At 34.9% G+C, this 17143-nt stretch carries 14 protein-coding genes; 9 read left to right on the forward strand and 5 right to left on the reverse strand.

Annotated features, from left to right (window positions below; all coding sequences use genetic code 11):
* The first annotated feature begins 145 nt into the window (after positions 1 to 145).
* The 3 genes from dnaA (at position 146) to ASM33_RS00020 (ending at position 5667) form a co-directional block, all read left to right on the forward strand.
* Positions 146 to 1528: a chromosomal replication initiator protein DnaA gene (gene dnaA, locus ASM33_RS00005; RefSeq protein WP_110409593.1), complete on the forward strand. Its 1383-nt coding sequence runs from the start codon at positions 146 to 148 to the stop codon at positions 1526 to 1528.
* Between the two features lie 228 nt (positions 1529 to 1756).
* On the forward strand, positions 1757 to 4213 hold the full coding sequence (topA, locus tag ASM33_RS00015; protein WP_110409592.1) for a type I DNA topoisomerase: 2457 nt from the start codon (positions 1757 to 1759) through the stop codon (positions 4211 to 4213).
* 113 nt (positions 4214 to 4326) lie between these two features.
* On the forward strand, positions 4327 to 5667 hold the full coding sequence (locus tag ASM33_RS00020; RefSeq protein WP_110409591.1) for an ankyrin repeat domain-containing protein: 1341 nt from the start codon (positions 4327 to 4329) through the stop codon (positions 5665 to 5667).
* Between the two features lie 267 nt (positions 5668 to 5934).
* Here the strand turns inward: ASM33_RS00020 and ASM33_RS00025 are convergent, their stop codons facing one another.
* From ASM33_RS00025 to ASM33_RS00035, 3 genes are all read right to left on the reverse strand, one after another.
* Positions 5935 to 7059, reverse strand: coding sequence for an IS4 family transposase (locus tag ASM33_RS00025; protein ID WP_110409390.1), 1125 nt, complete (start codon positions 7057 to 7059; stop codon positions 5935 to 5937).
* Between the two features lie 461 nt (positions 7060 to 7520).
* Positions 7521 to 8708 carry a bifunctional diaminohydroxyphosphoribosylaminopyrimidine deaminase/5-amino-6-(5-phosphoribosylamino)uracil reductase RibD gene (gene ribD, locus ASM33_RS00030; RefSeq protein WP_110409590.1) on the reverse strand — a complete coding sequence of 396 codons (1188 nt, stop codon included), beginning with the start codon at positions 8706 to 8708 and terminating at the stop codon, positions 7521 to 7523.
* Positions 8708 to 9907 carry a deoxyguanosinetriphosphate triphosphohydrolase gene (locus ASM33_RS00035; RefSeq protein ID WP_110409589.1) on the reverse strand — a complete coding sequence of 400 codons (1200 nt, stop codon included), beginning with the start codon at positions 9905 to 9907 and terminating at the stop codon, positions 8708 to 8710. Before ASM33_RS00035 ends, ribD begins: the two co-directional genes overlap by 1 nt.
* A gap of 48 nt (positions 9908 to 9955) precedes the next feature.
* Between ASM33_RS00035 and ASM33_RS00040 the strand changes: the two genes are divergently transcribed.
* The 3 genes from ASM33_RS00040 (at position 9956) to ASM33_RS00050 (ending at position 12110) form a co-directional block, all read left to right on the forward strand.
* Positions 9956 to 10417 (forward strand): HesB/IscA family protein, encoded by a 462-nt coding sequence (locus ASM33_RS00040; protein WP_110409588.1) that lies wholly within the window; start codon positions 9956 to 9958, stop codon positions 10415 to 10417.
* A gap of 352 nt (positions 10418 to 10769) precedes the next feature.
* Entirely contained in the window at positions 10770 to 11447 is a 678-nt protein-coding gene (locus ASM33_RS00045; protein ID WP_110410541.1) for an ABC transporter ATP-binding protein, read from the forward strand.
* Positions 11448 to 11513: 66 nt separating this feature from the next.
* Positions 11514 to 12110 (forward strand): hypothetical protein, encoded by a 597-nt coding sequence (locus ASM33_RS00050; RefSeq protein WP_110409587.1) that lies wholly within the window; start codon positions 11514 to 11516, stop codon positions 12108 to 12110.
* 129 nt (positions 12111 to 12239) lie between these two features.
* Here the strand turns inward: ASM33_RS00050 and ASM33_RS00055 are convergent, their stop codons facing one another.
* Complete coding sequence (locus ASM33_RS00055) at positions 12240 to 13316, reverse strand: rod shape-determining protein (RefSeq protein ID WP_110409586.1); 1077 nt, start codon at positions 13314 to 13316, stop codon at positions 12240 to 12242.
* A gap of 12 nt (positions 13317 to 13328) precedes the next feature.
* Complete coding sequence (locus ASM33_RS00060) at positions 13329 to 14765, reverse strand: gluzincin family metallopeptidase (RefSeq protein WP_110409585.1); 1437 nt, start codon at positions 14763 to 14765, stop codon at positions 13329 to 13331.
* Between the two features lie 274 nt (positions 14766 to 15039).
* Between ASM33_RS00060 and ASM33_RS00065 the strand changes: the two genes are divergently transcribed.
* The 3 genes from ASM33_RS00065 (at position 15040) to tilS (ending at position 17139) form a co-directional block, all read left to right on the forward strand.
* Entirely contained in the window at positions 15040 to 15531 is a 492-nt protein-coding gene (locus ASM33_RS00065) for an OmpA family protein (protein WP_110409584.1), read from the forward strand.
* A 187-nt stretch (positions 15532 to 15718) separates the two neighbouring features.
* The gene (locus tag ASM33_RS08250) at positions 15719 to 15877 is read left to right on the forward strand and encodes a hypothetical protein (protein ID WP_157956335.1); all 159 of its coding nucleotides are present in this window, start codon (positions 15719 to 15721) and stop codon (positions 15875 to 15877) included.
* Positions 15829 to 17139 (forward strand): tRNA lysidine(34) synthetase TilS, encoded by a 1311-nt coding sequence (gene tilS, locus ASM33_RS00070; RefSeq protein WP_110409583.1) that lies wholly within the window; start codon positions 15829 to 15831, stop codon positions 17137 to 17139. Before ASM33_RS08250 ends, tilS begins: the two co-directional genes overlap by 49 nt.
* Positions 17140 to 17143 lie beyond the last annotated feature (4 nt).

Here is a 17143-nt window from a genome sequence, read left to right on the forward strand (position 1 = left end):
AATTTTAGTGTTTTTATACCCTTTACAACTCGTCAAAAAATCACCATAATTTTCAGTGTGTATTAAGTAGCACTAGCTTTTCGTTTTGCAACAAGCTATTGATAATCTTGCATTTTCTAATTATTGTTTTTTTTTGGTGTGGTATATGAACTTAACTAATCCTAGAGTTTCTACTATGTTTTTTGACCAAATTCTTACAGTAACAGATCACAACGCAGCTTGGGAGAAAATCCAAAATTGTCTCTATAATCTCTATGGAGAAGCAACATATAATAGCTGGCTAAGTTCACTTAAATTTATTAGCACCAGGAACGGTGAAGTTTTATTATCTGTATCAACGAGATTTATAAAAGAGTGGATTACAGTTCATTATATGGAGAAAATATTATCATTATGGCAAAATGAAGATACCAACATACATTCTATTGATATTCAAGTTGCTGAAGAAAGGAATTCAAACTCTAATATCATATTGAAAAACAGAGAGGAAAGTAATCGTAATCTTGGTTCACCACTGGATCCAAGATTCACTTTTGATAATTTTGTAGTAGGAAAGTCAAATGAATTAGCATTTACCGCTGCAAAGCGTGTAGCGGAATCTGTGGATCCAATATCAGGAAGCAATCCTTTGTTCCTATATGGCGGAGTGGGGCTTGGTAAAACACATCTAATGCATGCCATAGCTTGGCACATAGTAAATTCCACATCAGTAAAAAGAAAAGTGGTATATTTATCAGCAGAAAAATTTATGTATCAGTATATCACGGCGCTCCGAAGCAAAGATATCATGTTATTTAAAGAGCAATTTAGATCAGTGGACGTACTGATGGTGGATGATGTGCAATTTATTAGTGGTAAAGATAGCACACAAGAGGAGTTTTTTCATACTTTCAATGCATTAATAGATCAAAATAAACAATTGGTTATATCAGCTGATAGATCTCCAAGTGACCTTGATGGTGTAGAAGAAAGGATAAAATCAAGACTCGGTTGGGGATTAGTAGCAGACATTAATGAAACAACTTTTGAACTGAGGCTCGGTATACTACAAGCAAAAATAGAACAAATGAACATGTATGTTCCAAAGGATGTGTTAGAATTTTTGGCAAGAAACATAAAATCCAATATAAGAGAATTAGAAGGAGCATTAAATAAAGTTGCACATACTTCATTAATTGGAAGGAGCATGACAGTAGAATCAGCCAGCGAAACCCTCATGGACCTACTTAGATCAAACCATAAGTCGATCACAATAGAAGAAATACAAAAGAAAATAGCAGAGTTTTTCAATATCAAGATTTCAGATATGCAATCCAATAGAAGGACACGCAATCTTGCAAGGCCAAGGCAAGTAGCTATGTATTTTGCTAAAAAATTTACGCAAAAAAGTCTACCTGATATTGGAAGGAGCTTTGGTGGCAGAGATCATGCTACCGTCATACATGCAGTAAAACAAATAGAAAATTTTATACAGACTGATCCAAAGTTTGCTGATGAAATCAGTCGACTAAAAAAAATATTGAAATAGCTTTTGGCCTTTCTTTCTAAAAGTAAAGCGACTCAATATACATAAATTCCGTCGAAATTTAATTAAAACTTTCTTGGTATTTAAATAATTAAGTTAATTTAACATATCAAAGTAATTCCGTACGCACTACGTTGTTTTGGAAAATATGAACTGTTTATTAAAGCATTTTTTTACTTTTCATTGTATATTTGTCAATATGTTATCTTTAAGTACTAACAATTAACGATTATGGCATTATTAATAGTGGAGTCGCCTGCGAAAGCAAAGACAATAGGTAAATATCTTGGTAAAGAGTTTAAAGTAGCTGCATCTTTTGGACATGTAAGAGATCTGCCAGCAAAAAACGGTTCTGTAGATCCGAATAATGGTTTTGCTATAAAGTATGAAATCATTGAGAAAGCAGAAAAATATTTAGGTCAATTAGTAAAGGAAGCAAGTAAAACAGCCGATATATATCTTGCAACAGATCCAGATAGAGAAGGAGAAGCAATAGCTTGGCATGTGGTTGAGGCATTAAAGGAAAGGAAAGCAATCAGTAATGAGAATAACATTTATAGGGTAGTATTTAACGAGGTCACCAAAAAAGCAGTACAAGAAGCAATAAAAAATCCACGTGAAATAAATATGGATTTAGTCCATGCGCAGCAAGCGCGTAGGGCTTTGGACTACTTAGTAGGGTTCAATATATCACCATTATTATGGACAAAATTATCTGGTAGTAAGTCTGCAGGACGTGTGCAGTCTGTCACATTAAGGCTTATATGCGAACGAGAAGATGAAATTAGTAAGTTTATATCACAGGAATATTGGAACATAAAAGCAGAAATGCAAAACAGCAAAAATGAAGCTTTTTTTGCTATGCTGAGCCACTATGATAATAAGAAGCTAGAAAAATTTGATATTAAGAATGAAGAAGAAGCAAAAGACTTAGTTAAGCAAATTGAATCAAGGCAATATGCTGTAAAAACAATAGAGCACAAGCAGGTTAAGAGAAACCCGCTTCCTCCATTTATTACTTCTAGTCTCCAGCAAGATGCAGTAAATAAGCTGCACTTTTATGTGAAAAACGTTATGCGCATAGCTCAAAATTTATATGAAGGTATTGATATTGGTGGAGAAACCGTTGGTTTAATAACTTACATGCGTACAGATGGGTTTCACATTGCAGATGACGCTATAAGCTCTATTAGGGAGTCGATTAAGTCATTATATGGCGATAAATATCTGCCGCAGTCTCCTCGTCAATATGTTAAAAAAGTAAAAAACGCTCAGGAAGCACATGAAGCAATCCGGCCAACTGATATCAACAGAACACCAAGAAGTCTTAAAGACTACCTAACACCAGAGCAATTTAAATTGTATGATTTGATCTGGAAAAGAACCATAGCAAGCCAGATGGAATCAGCAATACTGGATCAAGTAGTAGTTGAAATCAGCTCTGCTGATAATCAGGTGATTCTGCGAGCAAATGGATCAAGTATATTGTTTGATGGCTTTTATAAGGTCTATCAAGACAACATAGAGGATGCAAATGAAGGCCTGCTACCCATCATGAAAGAAGGGGAAGCATGTAAGCTTATTTCAGTCGATCCAAAACAACATTTCACTCAACCACCTCCACGTTACAGTGAAGCAAGTCTCGTCAAAAAAATGGAAGAAATCGGTATAGGCCGTCCGTCAACCTATGCAGCAATTATTTCTGTATTACAGGACCGTGAGTATGTTACGCTAGATAACAAAAGATTTATTCCAAGCAGTCGCGGTAAAATCGTTACTATATTTTTAAAAGTATTTTTTCATCGTTGTGTAGAATACGACTTTACAGCACAAATGGAAGAAAAGCTTGATTTAATTTCAAATGGGCATGCGGATTGGAAGAAAGAATTAGACCATTTTTGGGTGCCATTTTTTGATCATGTAAGCTCTGTCAAGCAAATGACGCATGATGAGGTTTTTAGTGGCATTCATGATTTGATAATTGATTGGTTTTGTTCAGAAGAAGGGAAAAAATATGTTGATACAAAATGTCCAATTTGTTCGGATGGAATATTAAAATTGAACTTTGGGCGAGGTGGAGTATTTCTTGGATGTTCTAACTATCCTACATGCCACCATACAAAAGAAATTGTGAATACTAATGGAGCCTCAGAATATCCAAAAAGTTTGGGTGTAGATGATGTAACGGGACAAGAAGTGCTAATCAAAAAAGGTCCTTACGGGCTTTATGTGCAACTTAGTAGTGAGTCAGAAAAGAAAAAAATAGTTTCTATACCAAAAGACATAAACGTTAACGATGTTGATCTGAATACTGCAACTAAGTTACTCTCCTTGCCAAAAGTGATCGGAGAGCACCCAGAAACTGGAAAAGAAGTAAAAGTCGGTCTTGGGCGTTTTGGATACTATATTTTTTGTGATGGCAAATATTTTTCTCTTAAAAAGGGCTTTAATGAAGTGCTGAGCACCGAATTAAATGAAGCAGTGCAAATCATTGCAAATAGCCCGCGCAAAGAGCTGAAGTCTCTCGGATTTAATGAAAAAGGAAAAGAAATTTTTATCTGTAAAGGCAGATACGGATTTTATATAAAATGTGAAAAAATAAATGTTGCTTTAGGTAAGGATGTAGATGTTGAAAGCATAGATCTGAAAAAGGCCTTAGAATTAATCAAGAATAAAACTGGAAAGTAACAACTTTTTTCTCAATAAAATAAATTAGAATATTGCGTCTTTTAATTAGAAAAAATACTTGCAAACTCAACTATAAGTATATATATTAGCATTTTAATAGTGAAGGTAAAATTATGTTAAGCAATATTGAGCGTTATGATTTATATAAAATTTTAAAAAAATATCGTGAAAATAATAATAGACTTACAAACGATGAGCGTTTAATAGGGGGGCATCTTGAAAAAGCTATTGAGAAAGCCGATAGCCGCTTTACAGAGAGTGGTCTAATATGTCTAATAAGTGGAGAATTAATATTAGAACCCGCTAGAATAGTATATGATAATGATATACGCTCAACTACCGTATATGAATATCGTAAAATTTTACGATGGATGCAAGAAAAAGGGACATGTCCGCTTACTAGGAGCCCTATAAAAGAGTTTTATCTAGACAAGAAAATAAAGCAAACAATAAAAGATGAATTACAGAAGTGCTTTAATGAATATCGCGTTGTATTATTGGATGAATTAGCCCAATCAATTCAGAATAATGATTATGATAATGTACTAAAATATCTCAATGATTGTATTGGTATTGTTGATATTAATGCTAAAAACACTGAAGGCAAAACAGCATTACATCATGCAGCTCTTGCTAATAACCATGATACAATTAAACTTCTTTTGGAAAAAGGCGCTAATATTGATGCCAAAGATAATAAAGGTCAAACTGCGTTATATTATGCAGCTCTTGCTAATAACCCTGATACAGTTAAACTTCTTTTGGAAAAAGGTGCTAACCATAATACCGAGGATTATAATGGTACAAAACCACTTTTTTTTGCTAAGAATGAAAAAATAATCACTGCATTACAAAATAAACAAATGATTGAGTCAGCTAGTCAAAATGATTATGGTCAGGTGCTACAATGTATCAAAAATGGTGCTGATATTAATGCCCAAGATAATAAAGGCAAAACAACATTACATTTTGCTGCCAAGTATAATAAACCTGATATAGTTAAAACTCTTTTGGAAAGAGGTGCTGATATTAATGCAAGAGATAATCAAGGTCAAACTGCATTACATACCGCTTTGGATTTTGGTCGCAAAAATATAGCGAATCTTTTTCTGGAACGTGGTGCTGATATTAATGCTCAAGATAATAAAGGCAAAACAGCATTACATTCTGCTTCTGCTCGTGGCTGCATTGGAACAGTAAAATTTCTTTTGGACAAAGGAGCCAAAACTGATATTAAAGATAATGAAGACAAAACAGCGCTTTCTTCTACTGAGCACAAAGCAATAACTAATTTACCTCAAAAGAAGCAAGCTATTGAAACCACTACTTCTTCTTTTGAAAAACGACCAAATAAACGTACGGATAGCATACCAAAAAGTCGTATTACTGCTGTTATGATCAGTGCTATTAAAAGTACACTTAGACCGTATTATGACCCTTTTGTGCTACTTTAGATGCATCTGAGCGTAGGTTTATATCTACGCTCAGTCAGATCCAATGCGAAACTATAGTGCTTTCTAAACCAAATGGTAAATCTCCATAATAGCTTTACCAACAAGAAGGTCTATACTCTGCAAGCATTTCCAGCTATATCTTCTTCCTGTCATCCAAGTGCTCCGGCATACAACTGTACGAACATCCCGTAAGGCGATAGGACGGGTGTTAAGTTTCAACTAAGGGTGTCATCCCAGTGCTTCGACACACAAGTGTACGAACGTTTGTTATGGAAAGTGAAAAAGGTAATAATCGTAGACTTTTTCTGGGTTTCCACCACAATATTCAATGACAGGTTTTAGGATTTCAAGCCTGAGTTCATTCATAAAAGCTCTCCTTGCAAACTTATAACTCTTGATTTCGCTGCGTTTTCTGTATTCTGTTAATAAAACCGAAGCAATAAGAATCATGTATAGTGTGACCAAAATTGTGTTTTTGCTATGTCCAAGAAAATGCTTCGTGTTGAGCTCCTGCTTGATAAATTTGAAGAAAACTTCTATTGACCAGCGCCTTTTGTAAAGAGCGCAGACTTCTTCAGCAGACATTTCATAAATATTAGTCAAAAATGTGAGAACTTCGCCATTCTGTCGATTTTGCGCTTTAATTAGCCTGATTTCAAACGACAAAAATCTTGAACCTTTTTGCCCCAGCCTGACTACTACATCTTCCATTAGCTCAAGCGTTCCAGTCTGCATGCCTGCAACTTTTCCGTGGATACGCACAATTTGATAACGAATATTATCGTTGCCACGTGTGATAAAATGTATGCCTTTATCTATAAACTCCTCGAAAGTTGCACGTTTTTGCAGTCCTCGATCAAATATGCAAATCGACTCTTGACCGTGATTTAAAATCATTTCCCGGAACGATGTGCTGTCAGAGGAGCCCTTGGCTTGAGTATACAAGTTCAGCAACTTTGCAAACCTGCCGTCAGTGGCAACGGTGCACTTTACCATATTCTTTGCACCACCACGCCATGGTATTGCAGATTGCAGTAATTTGCTCGATAACTGCAGGGTTGTGGAATCTATAATTAATAGCTTTTCTTGGTCTTTTTGGTTACAAAAACTTTGTAAAACGAACGAAAAAATTCTTTCGAAGTACTTAATTGGTATCGTTTTTAAGCGGCTTGCCACCGATGAATGGCGCGTATTCAGGCAAAACATCCGACGATAATTTTCCTCGATAGTCCGCAAGCTCAGCTCGTTTTTCTCCAATATGCTGTACAGCAGTAAATTAAATATATTTTCTCCCGTAAGTTTGCCCACTTTGTAATCAACGCCAACCGCTTTGCCTATTTCATCTAACACTGCTTTCGGCAATTTTGATATTATTTCTTTGTAATAAAACACACTTCACACCCTAATTTTTTTCCTATCTTATCGCTAAATTAGACGTTCGTACAGTTGTGTGCTTCGACACTGGGATCCAGTAAATTTATTCATTATATATGAAAGATTATTATGTTTATATAACTGCAAGTGAGCGTAATGGTACTTTATGTGCTGGTATAACATCAAATTTAATGAAGAGAGTTTGAAAAATTGATTTGATTGAACAAGAAAACCAAGATTGGAAAGATTTATATGATGAAATCATTAAGTAAGAAAACTAGATTCCAGTGTCGTAGCACTGGAATGACATCGCAATTATACGCATTAAACTAGAGGTTCGTACAGTTGTGGAATAAATCGCGGTATGATGTCGGGAAATCTTACTTATTCAATCTTAGAGGTATCACTCCTTTGGGCTTTCTGCAAAATTTGTCAATGAATTAGTTGACCTTTACAGTATGACACTTGCACGTTGTGTTTCAAGGCAGCTTATCCCACACTTCCACTACATCATCACTAAAGTCTATTATCTCTGCCTTTTTGAACTTATAGCACTGATTAATGGACTCAATCCCTAAATTCGCTATAAAAGGAGTGGCGTCATTGCCTAAAATTTTACCACTGCGGCATATTATCAATCTATCGATTAAGTTATGTTTTAATAACTCGGTAATTAATATACCCCCTCCTTCAACTAATAGCCTGGTTATTCCAATTTCTGAAACAAGTTTTGACATAGTGCTTTTTAAACAGACTTTATTTTCATTATTTGAACTGACTACTAAGTAGTGAATATTTCTTATCTTTTCTTTTACTTCTTTATTTGTGATCACCCACGTTGAGCCTCTTGTCATTCCAGCACGTGACGCTGGAATCTGGATCCCAGTGTCGGAGCACTGGGATGACAAAAGAGAGCACTGGAATGACATTGAGTGGTACGTTGTTGGCTTTGGACTTGCAGTTTTTGCAATATTATGCCCTTCCTTCAATTTATCTTGGCTATCTATAATCAGCCTTATTGGTGATCTGTCTTCAAGTCCTGGTAATCTGCAAGTGAGTAGTGGGTCATCATTAACAAGGGTGTTGCTTCCTATCATAATCGCGTCGTATTTTGCTCTAAGCTCGTGCACCCAATTTCTCGTGTCCTCGCTTGTTATCCACTTACTTTCGCCTGCAAATGTTGCGATTTTTCCGTCAAGAGTTGATGCAATTTTACAAGTTATAAATGGCCTGCGTAATTTCTGAGTGGTGAAAAACCCGATATTTAGTTTTTCTGCCTCCTCTTGCATAATCCCACATGTGACCTCGATCCCAGCTTCTTGCAAAATTTTAATTCCACTCCCTAAAACTCTCTCATCAGGGTCAATAGTTGCAATTACTACTCTTTTTATTCCAGCATCAATGATTTCTGAGGTGCAAGGTCCTGTAACTCCATGATGGCAACATGGCTCAAGAGTGACGTACATAGTTGCGCCACTAGCTAAGCCTTTTGCATTTTGCAAAGCAACTACTTCTGCATGTGGGCGTCCACCGATTTCTGTATATCCTTCACCAACCACAACATTATCTTTTACAATGATGCATCCAACAGCAGGATTTGGCGCAACATTTCCAAGATTCTTTTCTGCAAGCTTGAGTGCAATGGACATGAAATTATCATCAAGCATCAGAAAGAAGTCATTTCATATGAGGTGTCAAAAATGCGTCTGTGCTCATGTATAGCAAATCTATCTGTCATGCCAGAAATATAATCACATATTATTAATGAACGCTGCGATTCATAAGCGAGCTTGCTCCACTCAGTTGGAAGTAGACCAGGATTTTCATAAAAACATTGAAAAAGTTCCTGCACTATACGTTTTGCTTTGTTCATTGTTCTGTTCAATTTATAACTCCTATATATTTTCTCCATATTGAATTTTTTCATTTCTTTTGTATCATTTTCAATTTTCGGTGAAAATGTGACTAGCATTTTATCTAATTTTCTTACATCTTCTACATTTTGCACGTTAAAATCCTTGATGTTTTTTTCAGTCTGAGAAACAACATCACTTATCATTATACCTATTGTTTTACTCAGTGACTCATGTATAAGTTTGCTTTGAGGCAATTCTGAATATTTATCTTTTATATCCTCAAACACTTTGCCAATTAACGGAACATCCAGCAAATCGTCAATGGTGATTAAATTTGCCCTTAATGCGTCATCAAGGTCGTGAACATTATAAGCAATATCGTCAGCAATTGAAGCAACTTGCGCTTCAATACTTGAAAATTCTTCAAGTTTTAGATCATATTTTTCATTATATTCTAATAATAACTGATTATTTGTAGAAGAGTTTGCATATTTTCCAAGCAATGGTCCGTTATGCTTTGCAATTCCTTCAACAACTTCCCAACTTAAGTTCATACCATCAAAATCAGCATGTTTTTGCTCAAGATAGGTTAAAATTCTTATAGCCTGAACATTATGATCAAACTCATATCTTTCGTTATCAAGATTCAAATCTTTTACTGATTTTTTAAGTGCATCTTCACCTGCATGACCAAATGGTGGGTGACCCAAGTCATGTGCAAGCGCTATACACTCGGTAATATCTTCATTTAAACTAAGTCTGCGTGCAATAGACCTTGCAATTTGTGCAACCTCAAGGCTATGCGTGAGTCGTGTACGATAGTAATCATGCTCATAATTAATAAAAACTTGTGTTTTGTACTCTAATTTTCTAAATGCATTAGAGTGTATAATACGATCCCGATCACGTTGAAAACAACTACGATCGTCATTTTCTGATTCTTTAAAGTGCCTTCCTCTTGTTTTATTCGGAAAGCATGCATAACTTAATAGAAAATTATTGTTTGACATGTAAAATTTCCACTATAATAAACTGATCAATAATAAACGGCGGTGACTATGTCAACAAATTACAACATTAACTTAACTGACAATGCATTAAAAAAAATTCACTCTCTTGTAGATCAAGAAGAGGATAAGAGTTCTGTTTTGCGAATTGCAGTCTCAGGTGGCGGATGTTCTGGTTTTAAATATAATTTTCTTATAGATCAAATGAACAAAAATCTATCTTTGAGTGATGACGATGATGATGATGATTACGGTGATGATGAAGATGAAGATGATGAAGATTTTGATGACGAAGAAGATTATAGAAGGCACTCCAGCTTCAACGCAAAAGGCAGAGATATAGTAATTAAGGATGAAAATGGAAATCCTGTGCTTATGGTCGATAACTGTTCAGCGAAATTTTTAAATAATTCAGTTATAGATTACACTGAGGATTTAAGTGGTTCTGGTTTTCAAATAAAGAATGCTCTTGCTAAGTCTCAATGTGGGTGTGGTAGCAGTTTCTCAGTTTAGTAAAAAATTAGTGTTATTCATATGGTCGTTTTTTGCCATCTGAGTAGCGGACACACTCCTGTACAAGCGTTCTAATTTTGAAGGCGCAAGTACTATGCGCAGCCCCAAGGGTGTCATTCCAGTGCTTGACACTGGAATCTAGTTAATTTGTTAATTATATGTGAAAGGTTATTATATTTATATAACTGCAAGTGAGCGTAAAAGATTGATATAATGAAATTGTTAAGTAAGAAAACTGGATCCCAGTGTCACGCACTGGGATGACAGGAAAAAAGGTGCTGGGATGACAAGAAAAAAGGCGTTGGGATTAAAGAGGAAAGGCTACTGGAATGACACCATTGGGATTACTGCGATGACAGATGATAATATAGCACTAAAGCTCTCTTCTATAAATAAAAGCTTCAAGGATAATTCCACCGTTATAAAAGATATCAATTTAAGTATTGCAAAAGGACAGGTAGTTGCGCTGATCGGTGATTCAGGCTCCGGAAAAACAACAGTGCTGCAGATTGCAGGCCTATTGGATAAACCAACTTCTGGTGTGGTTGCAATAAATGGAGTTAATTGTACACAAGCTAGCAATAAACAGAAGACCGACATAAGAAGAAATTTCCTTAGCTTTGTGTATCAATTCCACTACCTTCTGCAAGAATTATCTGTACTTGAAAATATTATGCTTCCTCAACTTATTGCAGGAAAGAGTAAAACTGAAGCAAAAAAAAATTCACAAAGAATACTAGAAAAATTCAAGCTGGAGAACAAAGGAAATAGCATGATATCTGAAATTTCTGGTGGAGAGAGGCAAAGGATTGCAATAGCAAGAAGTATCGTGAACTCTCCAAAACTTTTACTCGCAGATGAGCCTACAGGAAATTTAGATCCAACAAATTCTTTAGACGTATTTTTGCTATTATATTCATATATAAAGGAAAATAATCACTCTATGCTTATAGTGACTCATAACCATCAGCTTGCAGAAAAGGCAGACTGTATTTTTCAATTGAAGGAGCGGTCATTAGTGAAATTATAAAGCTTGCAATTATCCCAAATTTAGACTATGCTGATTATTGTATGATTTTTTAATATGGAGGGTAGAATGTTTAAAGGTAATTACACTGGTCTAGCGAAATGTACCGCTTATGCAGCTAGGGAATCAAGTATATATGAAAATTTCAAGACATATTCTAAGTATGGCACTGTTCCATGTAGGTATAATCGTAATAGTAGAAATGAAGTTCCACAAAATAGTTTTTATAAGTCTGTAGACTATATTAATAGTGTTGTGCGTCCTATACAAAGTGTAATTTCTTCCCTTATTGGCCAGATTACACACTTATCATTCAGTATTGTTTTAGCACCTTTATGCTTAGCGCTTGCGTATTCGACATACTGGCCAGCAAAGTTATTAACAAAAATATTTGATTTAAAAAGTCCATATAATGAATCAAAAAGCTTAACAAAATCGCTGGTAGATTATTCAAGTATTCTAAGAAGTAAAGCATATGACTATGTTACTCGTCAATTTATAGACTTTTTCACTGCAGCTTTTAATTATGCTTGTGCTGCTATTGTTTGGGCTGCTGCGCTGGTTATCACTCCACTAATGTGGGCTGTTGATAAAATTATTGATAAAGTACAAAGTAAATTTAGTGATGTAGAAGAGCCTGAAGCATACACTAGTAGGAGCTACTAGTACATAAAATCAATCTATGCTTGTAATGATTCATAATCACCAACTTGCAGAAAAGGCAGGCTGTATTTTTGAGCTGAAGGATCTGTCATTAGTAAAGTTATAAATAGATATAGAAGTCTTATACTTTCCTTAGTCCTGCTTGAACAAAACATGGCTGAAATAATCCATGTTTTCAAGGACTTTTCCGCTACCTAAGGCAACGCAACAAAGTGGATCGTCTGCAACGCGTACTGGTAATTTTGTTGTTTCACTGATAACTTTACCTAAATTACGCAGTAACCCACCACCACCAGATAAAACTATTCCTCTGTCCACTATATCAGAAGAAAGTTCAGGTGGAGTGCTCTCCAGCGCTGTTTTAATAGCAGAAATGATCTGGTGTACAGGTTCTATTAAACTTTCTGCAACTTGATATTCGGATAAAAGCATTTCTTTCGGCATGCCGCTAACTAAATCTCTGCCTTTAATCATCATTCCTTCTTTATTACTTTCACCAGGCAAGCTAGCTGAACCTATGCTTTTCTTAATTTTTTCAGCTGTTGTTTCACCAATGAGCAATTTGTGATTCTCACGAATATACGATTTTATCGCTTCATCCATAATATCACCACCTACTCTGGCAGAACGTGAATATACAATCCCGCCTAAAGAAATGATTGCAACTTCAGTTGTACCACCTCCTATATCAACGATCATGGAGCCCTCAGGTTCGGTGACTGGAAGACCAGCTCCAATTGCTGCCGCCATTGGCTCTTCAATTAAAAACACTTCATTTGCACCAGCGCTTTCTGCTGCATCTTGTATAGCACGTCTTTCAACTGGAGTTGAACCAGATGGAACGCATATAATAATATTAGGTTTATTAATGGTAAACTTCGTGTTTGCGCTGCGTATGAAATGTTTTAGCATTTCCTCTGCACTTTTAAAATCAGCAATGACCCCATCTTTTAAAGGTCTGATTGCCTCTATCTCTCCAGGAGTTTTCCCAAGCATCATCTTAGCTTTTTTACCAAAGGCATATGGAACATAATTTCCTTTTTCTTTTATTCTTGCCACAACTGACGGCTCATCCAGTACTATTCCATTATTTTTCTGATAAACTAAAGTATTTGCAGTGCCAAGGTCTATAGCAATATCACTAGCAAATAAACTTTTGAAAACAAAAAGATTGCAAAACTTTCCGGTTAATTTTCGAACAAAACTCATATACAACTCAAGCTACTCAGATAAACCATGCTTTTCAGATAAGTAATAAGTAACAGACTCAACGTCTAAACCTTTACCTGTTACATTTTTTAGGAGATCTAAAATCCCACACTTTGCACTGTATACATTTTGAGATAACCAACTGATAAGTAAACTAAAATCTCCTTTTATTATAGCATTTAAGGATTCGTTGTGGTTCTTGTTAATGAAAGAAAAAATCTGCGCAGCAGCAATTAAAGCTATAATTTTAAGTGGGAAATAACCTACAATACCACTTGCCCAATACTCATCTTGAAAATAAGTGTCCATCTCGTTTTCAACTTTAACCGGAATTTTATAATGCTTCGTACCTTCCAGCCATGCGTCATGTAAATCTTTAACTTCTAATTTACCGTTTATTATATCTTGCTCTAGTTTAGTTCTTAGCATAATATGCGCCAATAAAGTGAATTCATCCGCATTTTTGAAAGGAGATGAAAGATTTACTTTATTAAAAATTAAATACAAATTCTCACCACTGGTGGCTTTTGCACCGACTTTACCTTTTACAGCAAATTTCTCTTGTATATGAGGCTGAATAAATTCAGTGAATTCTCTGGACGATCCAATCATCTTTTCCATAAACAGCCCTTGAGTTTCATACATAACACGCCCTGTGATTTGGCTGCTTATATTGTTTTGTGCTAAATATTTTTGATAAATTCCATAACCACTATGACGCAAAAGCGAGAATAAACCGGAACAAAAGTCAGATTCATCGTATTCTATTGGTAAGTTAACGTGATCATAAGAAGTACAAATTCCGCTCAGCTGAGTGCCCATTTGCTGTAAGCATGCTGAACCAAGTTCAACCTGCTTTTGAGTGGGAATTTTTTGTATACTAGTAATTTTATTCTTCTTCTGCTTTTCAATTATTTTACCTACACTTTCGCTAAAAAATTTGCCTACTTTAGGGAATATCTCTTTTATTTCTTTTTCTGTGATATCAGAATCATGGTCAGCAAGTAGTGAATCGTATTTTGAACACTTTAATTGCTCAGATTTTATAGAAGCTGCTTCACGAATAAGTTTAATTAAATCAGTAAAACGTTCTTTTAGATTCACTAAGTTACTAGCTTCAGAACGAGACAGTTTCCATAAATGTTGGCATTCAATTTTAGCTTTTGATAAAGATTTTACCAAATCAACAGGAATAGCGCTGGTGCTTTTGTGCATCTTCTCTATTAATTTTAACTGCCAACTATTTGTATTATTTTTCATACTTAAAGCATCTGCTAATGACTCCTTTATCAAATCATGAGAGATGATTTCATACCTAATCTCCTCAAGAAGACTTATTTGTTCAACTTTATCCTCTACACTTATTTGGCTTTGATTTAACACCTTTAATGTATTCTCAATATTCTTTACTTTATATAGCACTTCCTCTAAAAATTTATAAGATTTCATATTTATTAATTCTTGTTATTATTTAAAAAACATCTATTTAATATCGTAATAGATTAACAATAAAATTAAAAGTATATTTACTTAAAGTACAATAAAAAATTATGCCGTTATTGGGTTTTTCGACGGGAAGTCGGGCACATTATCGGAAAATTAATTATAAAGCTATAGAAAAAGTATTTAGTATTTTATTTTTCTTGACTGTATTGCGATATGGAGAGATTATTAGCTAATGAAATTAAAGTCACGTACTATTTAAAATTATGGAGGTTTAGTAATGTGGAGTAGACTGGTTGTAATGTGTTGTTTTTGTTTGCTGCTTACGGGTGTGAGTTCTTGCCCAAAGAAAGCGGTAAACATAATAAATAAAATGAATCCTGTTGTTAAGCAAGTAGGTAACAAAGTAGTTAATAAAAAGGTTTTCTTCGGTTATGATGAAGCTAATGTCACTGAAGTAAGTGCCGATGTGTTACTCGATCTAGTTGAAGTTTTACAAAACAATCCTGATGCAAAAGTTACATTGACAGGTCACACTGACAATCGTGGTTCTCATGAATATAACCTTGCTTTAGGTGCTAGAAGAGCAGATGCAGCTAAAAAATTCATAGTTAACTGCACGCCTTATTTGGAAAAGAGAATAAGAACTGCTTCTAAAGGTGAAGTTGAGCCTTTAGTTAACGTAAAAGACGATACTAGAAATTCTAAGTATGAAGAAAAGCATGCTCAAAATCGTAGAGTAGAAATTTTGGTTTCTGGAATAAGAAAATAGTTTTTCTGGATGCAAGTAGTCATCCTATTTGCATGACAAAAGGAGCAGACTCGTCATTCCAGTGGTCATTATTTTGTCATCCCAGTGCGTGACACTGGGATCTATCTTATTTTCATTATGGACATTATATGCTCGTAGAATCCTTTACCAATTTATAATTTGCAAATATTTTTATATCTAGATCCCAGTGTCACGCACTGGGATGACAGGAATGGGCTACTCGGATGACGGGAAGAGAGCGCTGGAATGGCGAGAAGAGGGCGATGGGATGACAGGAAGCTACTTGGATGACAATTTATGGATTGCTGGAATAACACCACTGTTTGTACCTTATTTCAAAATGTAATCGACAGTTTTGCTGTTCATAGTGATCAAATTGCAGTTGCAGTATCAGGTGGTATAGATAGCATAGTTTTATTACATTTAATTACTAATTGGACAAAAAAAAAACATCATCCTCTTCCTATAGCACTAACTGTAGATCATGGGCTGCGTCCAGAGTCCAAACAAGAAGCTAATTTTGTTGTAAATTATGCGAAAAAGCTTGGGTTAGAATCGTTTATATTAAATTGGGAAAAACAAGATATCACAGGTAACGTCCAACTGCGGGCAAGAGAAGCGCGTTACAAGCTACTGACAGAATGGTGCAAAAGTAATAATATTAGGTATTTATTTGTAGCTCATCACAAAGATGATCAAGCAGAAACTTTCTTGCTGAGACTTGAGCGTGGTAGTGGCACAGATGGATTATCATCGATGCATTACAAATCTTTCATGAATAATGTTTGTATACTTAGACCATTACTGAATTTTAGTCGTAGCAATATAGAAAAATATGCAAATTTCCACCAGTTAAAATATGTTGAGGATAGAAGCAATAAAGATTTAAAATACAGGCGCACTCTATATCGTAACCTACTTAAAGCAAGTGATAACCAAGAAATTTTAACGGAGAGAATATGTCTTACAGCTCTTCATATGCAAAGAGCTACAAAAGCGTTAATGCACTACACACGCCTTGCATTTAGTGATTGCGTCACTATACATGAACTTGGATTTATTGAGATAAAGCTAAGTAGATTTCATCAATTACCAGAGGAGATAGCTTTGAGGCTTCTTCTTTACTCTATAATGGTAATTGGCAGTAAAAACTATAAACCAAGGTACAACAGCCTTATTTTTATATTTAATAAAATATTACAAAAAGATTGTGATATTAATCACACACTTTCTGAATGTAAAATAAAAAAATACGGAGAAAGCATTTTGATAATTAGAGAAGCATCAAAAATCAAAGAGGTGCCTATAAATTTGCCAATGAGTGAATCTATTCAATGGGATAATAGATTCAGATGTACAATACTGGGGGGACAGGAGTGCTCAGTTACCATCGCTCCGCTCAAGAAGACACAAAAGATTCCTGAATTTTTAAAGGATTATAACTGCTGCACTGAAGTTTTTTATTCTTTGCCTGTAGTACGAAAAGATGAAAAGGTTATTGCTTATCCATTTATAAAACATGATAATAAAAACCTCAATAATGATACAATCCAATGTACCATTAATTGCATAATAGAAGAAAATTTATTAAGCTTAATTAATATTTAAGCAA

This window comes from Wolbachia endosymbiont of Folsomia candida (assembly GCF_001931755.2).
In the GTDB taxonomy this organism is placed as follows: Bacteria; Pseudomonadota; Alphaproteobacteria; order Rickettsiales; family Anaplasmataceae; genus Wolbachia.

Coding starts and splice junctions, on each gene's coding strand:
- dnaA (WP_110409593.1), top strand. CDS start 146: ATGAACTTAACTAATCCTAGAGTTTCTACTATGTTTTTTGACCAAATT.
- topA (WP_110409592.1), top strand. CDS start 1,757: ATGGCATTATTAATAGTGGAGTCGCCTGCGAAAGCAAAGACAATAGGT.
- ASM33_RS00020 (WP_110409591.1), top strand. CDS start 4,327: ATGTTAAGCAATATTGAGCGTTATGATTTATATAAAATTTTAAAAAAA.
- ribD (WP_110409590.1), bottom strand. CDS start 8,708: ATGCTTGATGATAATTTCATGTCCATTGCACTCAAGCTTGCAGAAAAG.
- ASM33_RS00035 (WP_110409589.1), bottom strand. CDS start 9,907: ATGTCAAACAATAATTTTCTATTAAGTTATGCATGCTTTCCGAATAAA.
- ASM33_RS00040 (WP_110409588.1), top strand. CDS start 9,956: ATGTCAACAAATTACAACATTAACTTAACTGACAATGCATTAAAAAAA.
- ASM33_RS00045 (WP_110410541.1), top strand. CDS start 10,770: ATGACAGATGATAATATAGCACTAAAGCTCTCTTCTATAAATAAAAGC.
- ASM33_RS00050 (WP_110409587.1), top strand. CDS start 11,514: ATGTTTAAAGGTAATTACACTGGTCTAGCGAAATGTACCGCTTATGCA.
- ASM33_RS00055 (WP_110409586.1), bottom strand. CDS start 13,316: ATGAGTTTTGTTCGAAAATTAACCGGAAAGTTTTGCAATCTTTTTGTT.
- ASM33_RS00060 (WP_110409585.1), bottom strand. CDS start 14,765: ATGAAATCTTATAAATTTTTAGAGGAAGTGCTATATAAAGTAAAGAAT.
- ASM33_RS00065 (WP_110409584.1), top strand. CDS start 15,040: ATGTGGAGTAGACTGGTTGTAATGTGTTGTTTTTGTTTGCTGCTTACG.
- tilS (WP_110409583.1), top strand. CDS start 15,829: ATGGATTGCTGGAATAACACCACTGTTTGTACCTTATTTCAAAATGTA.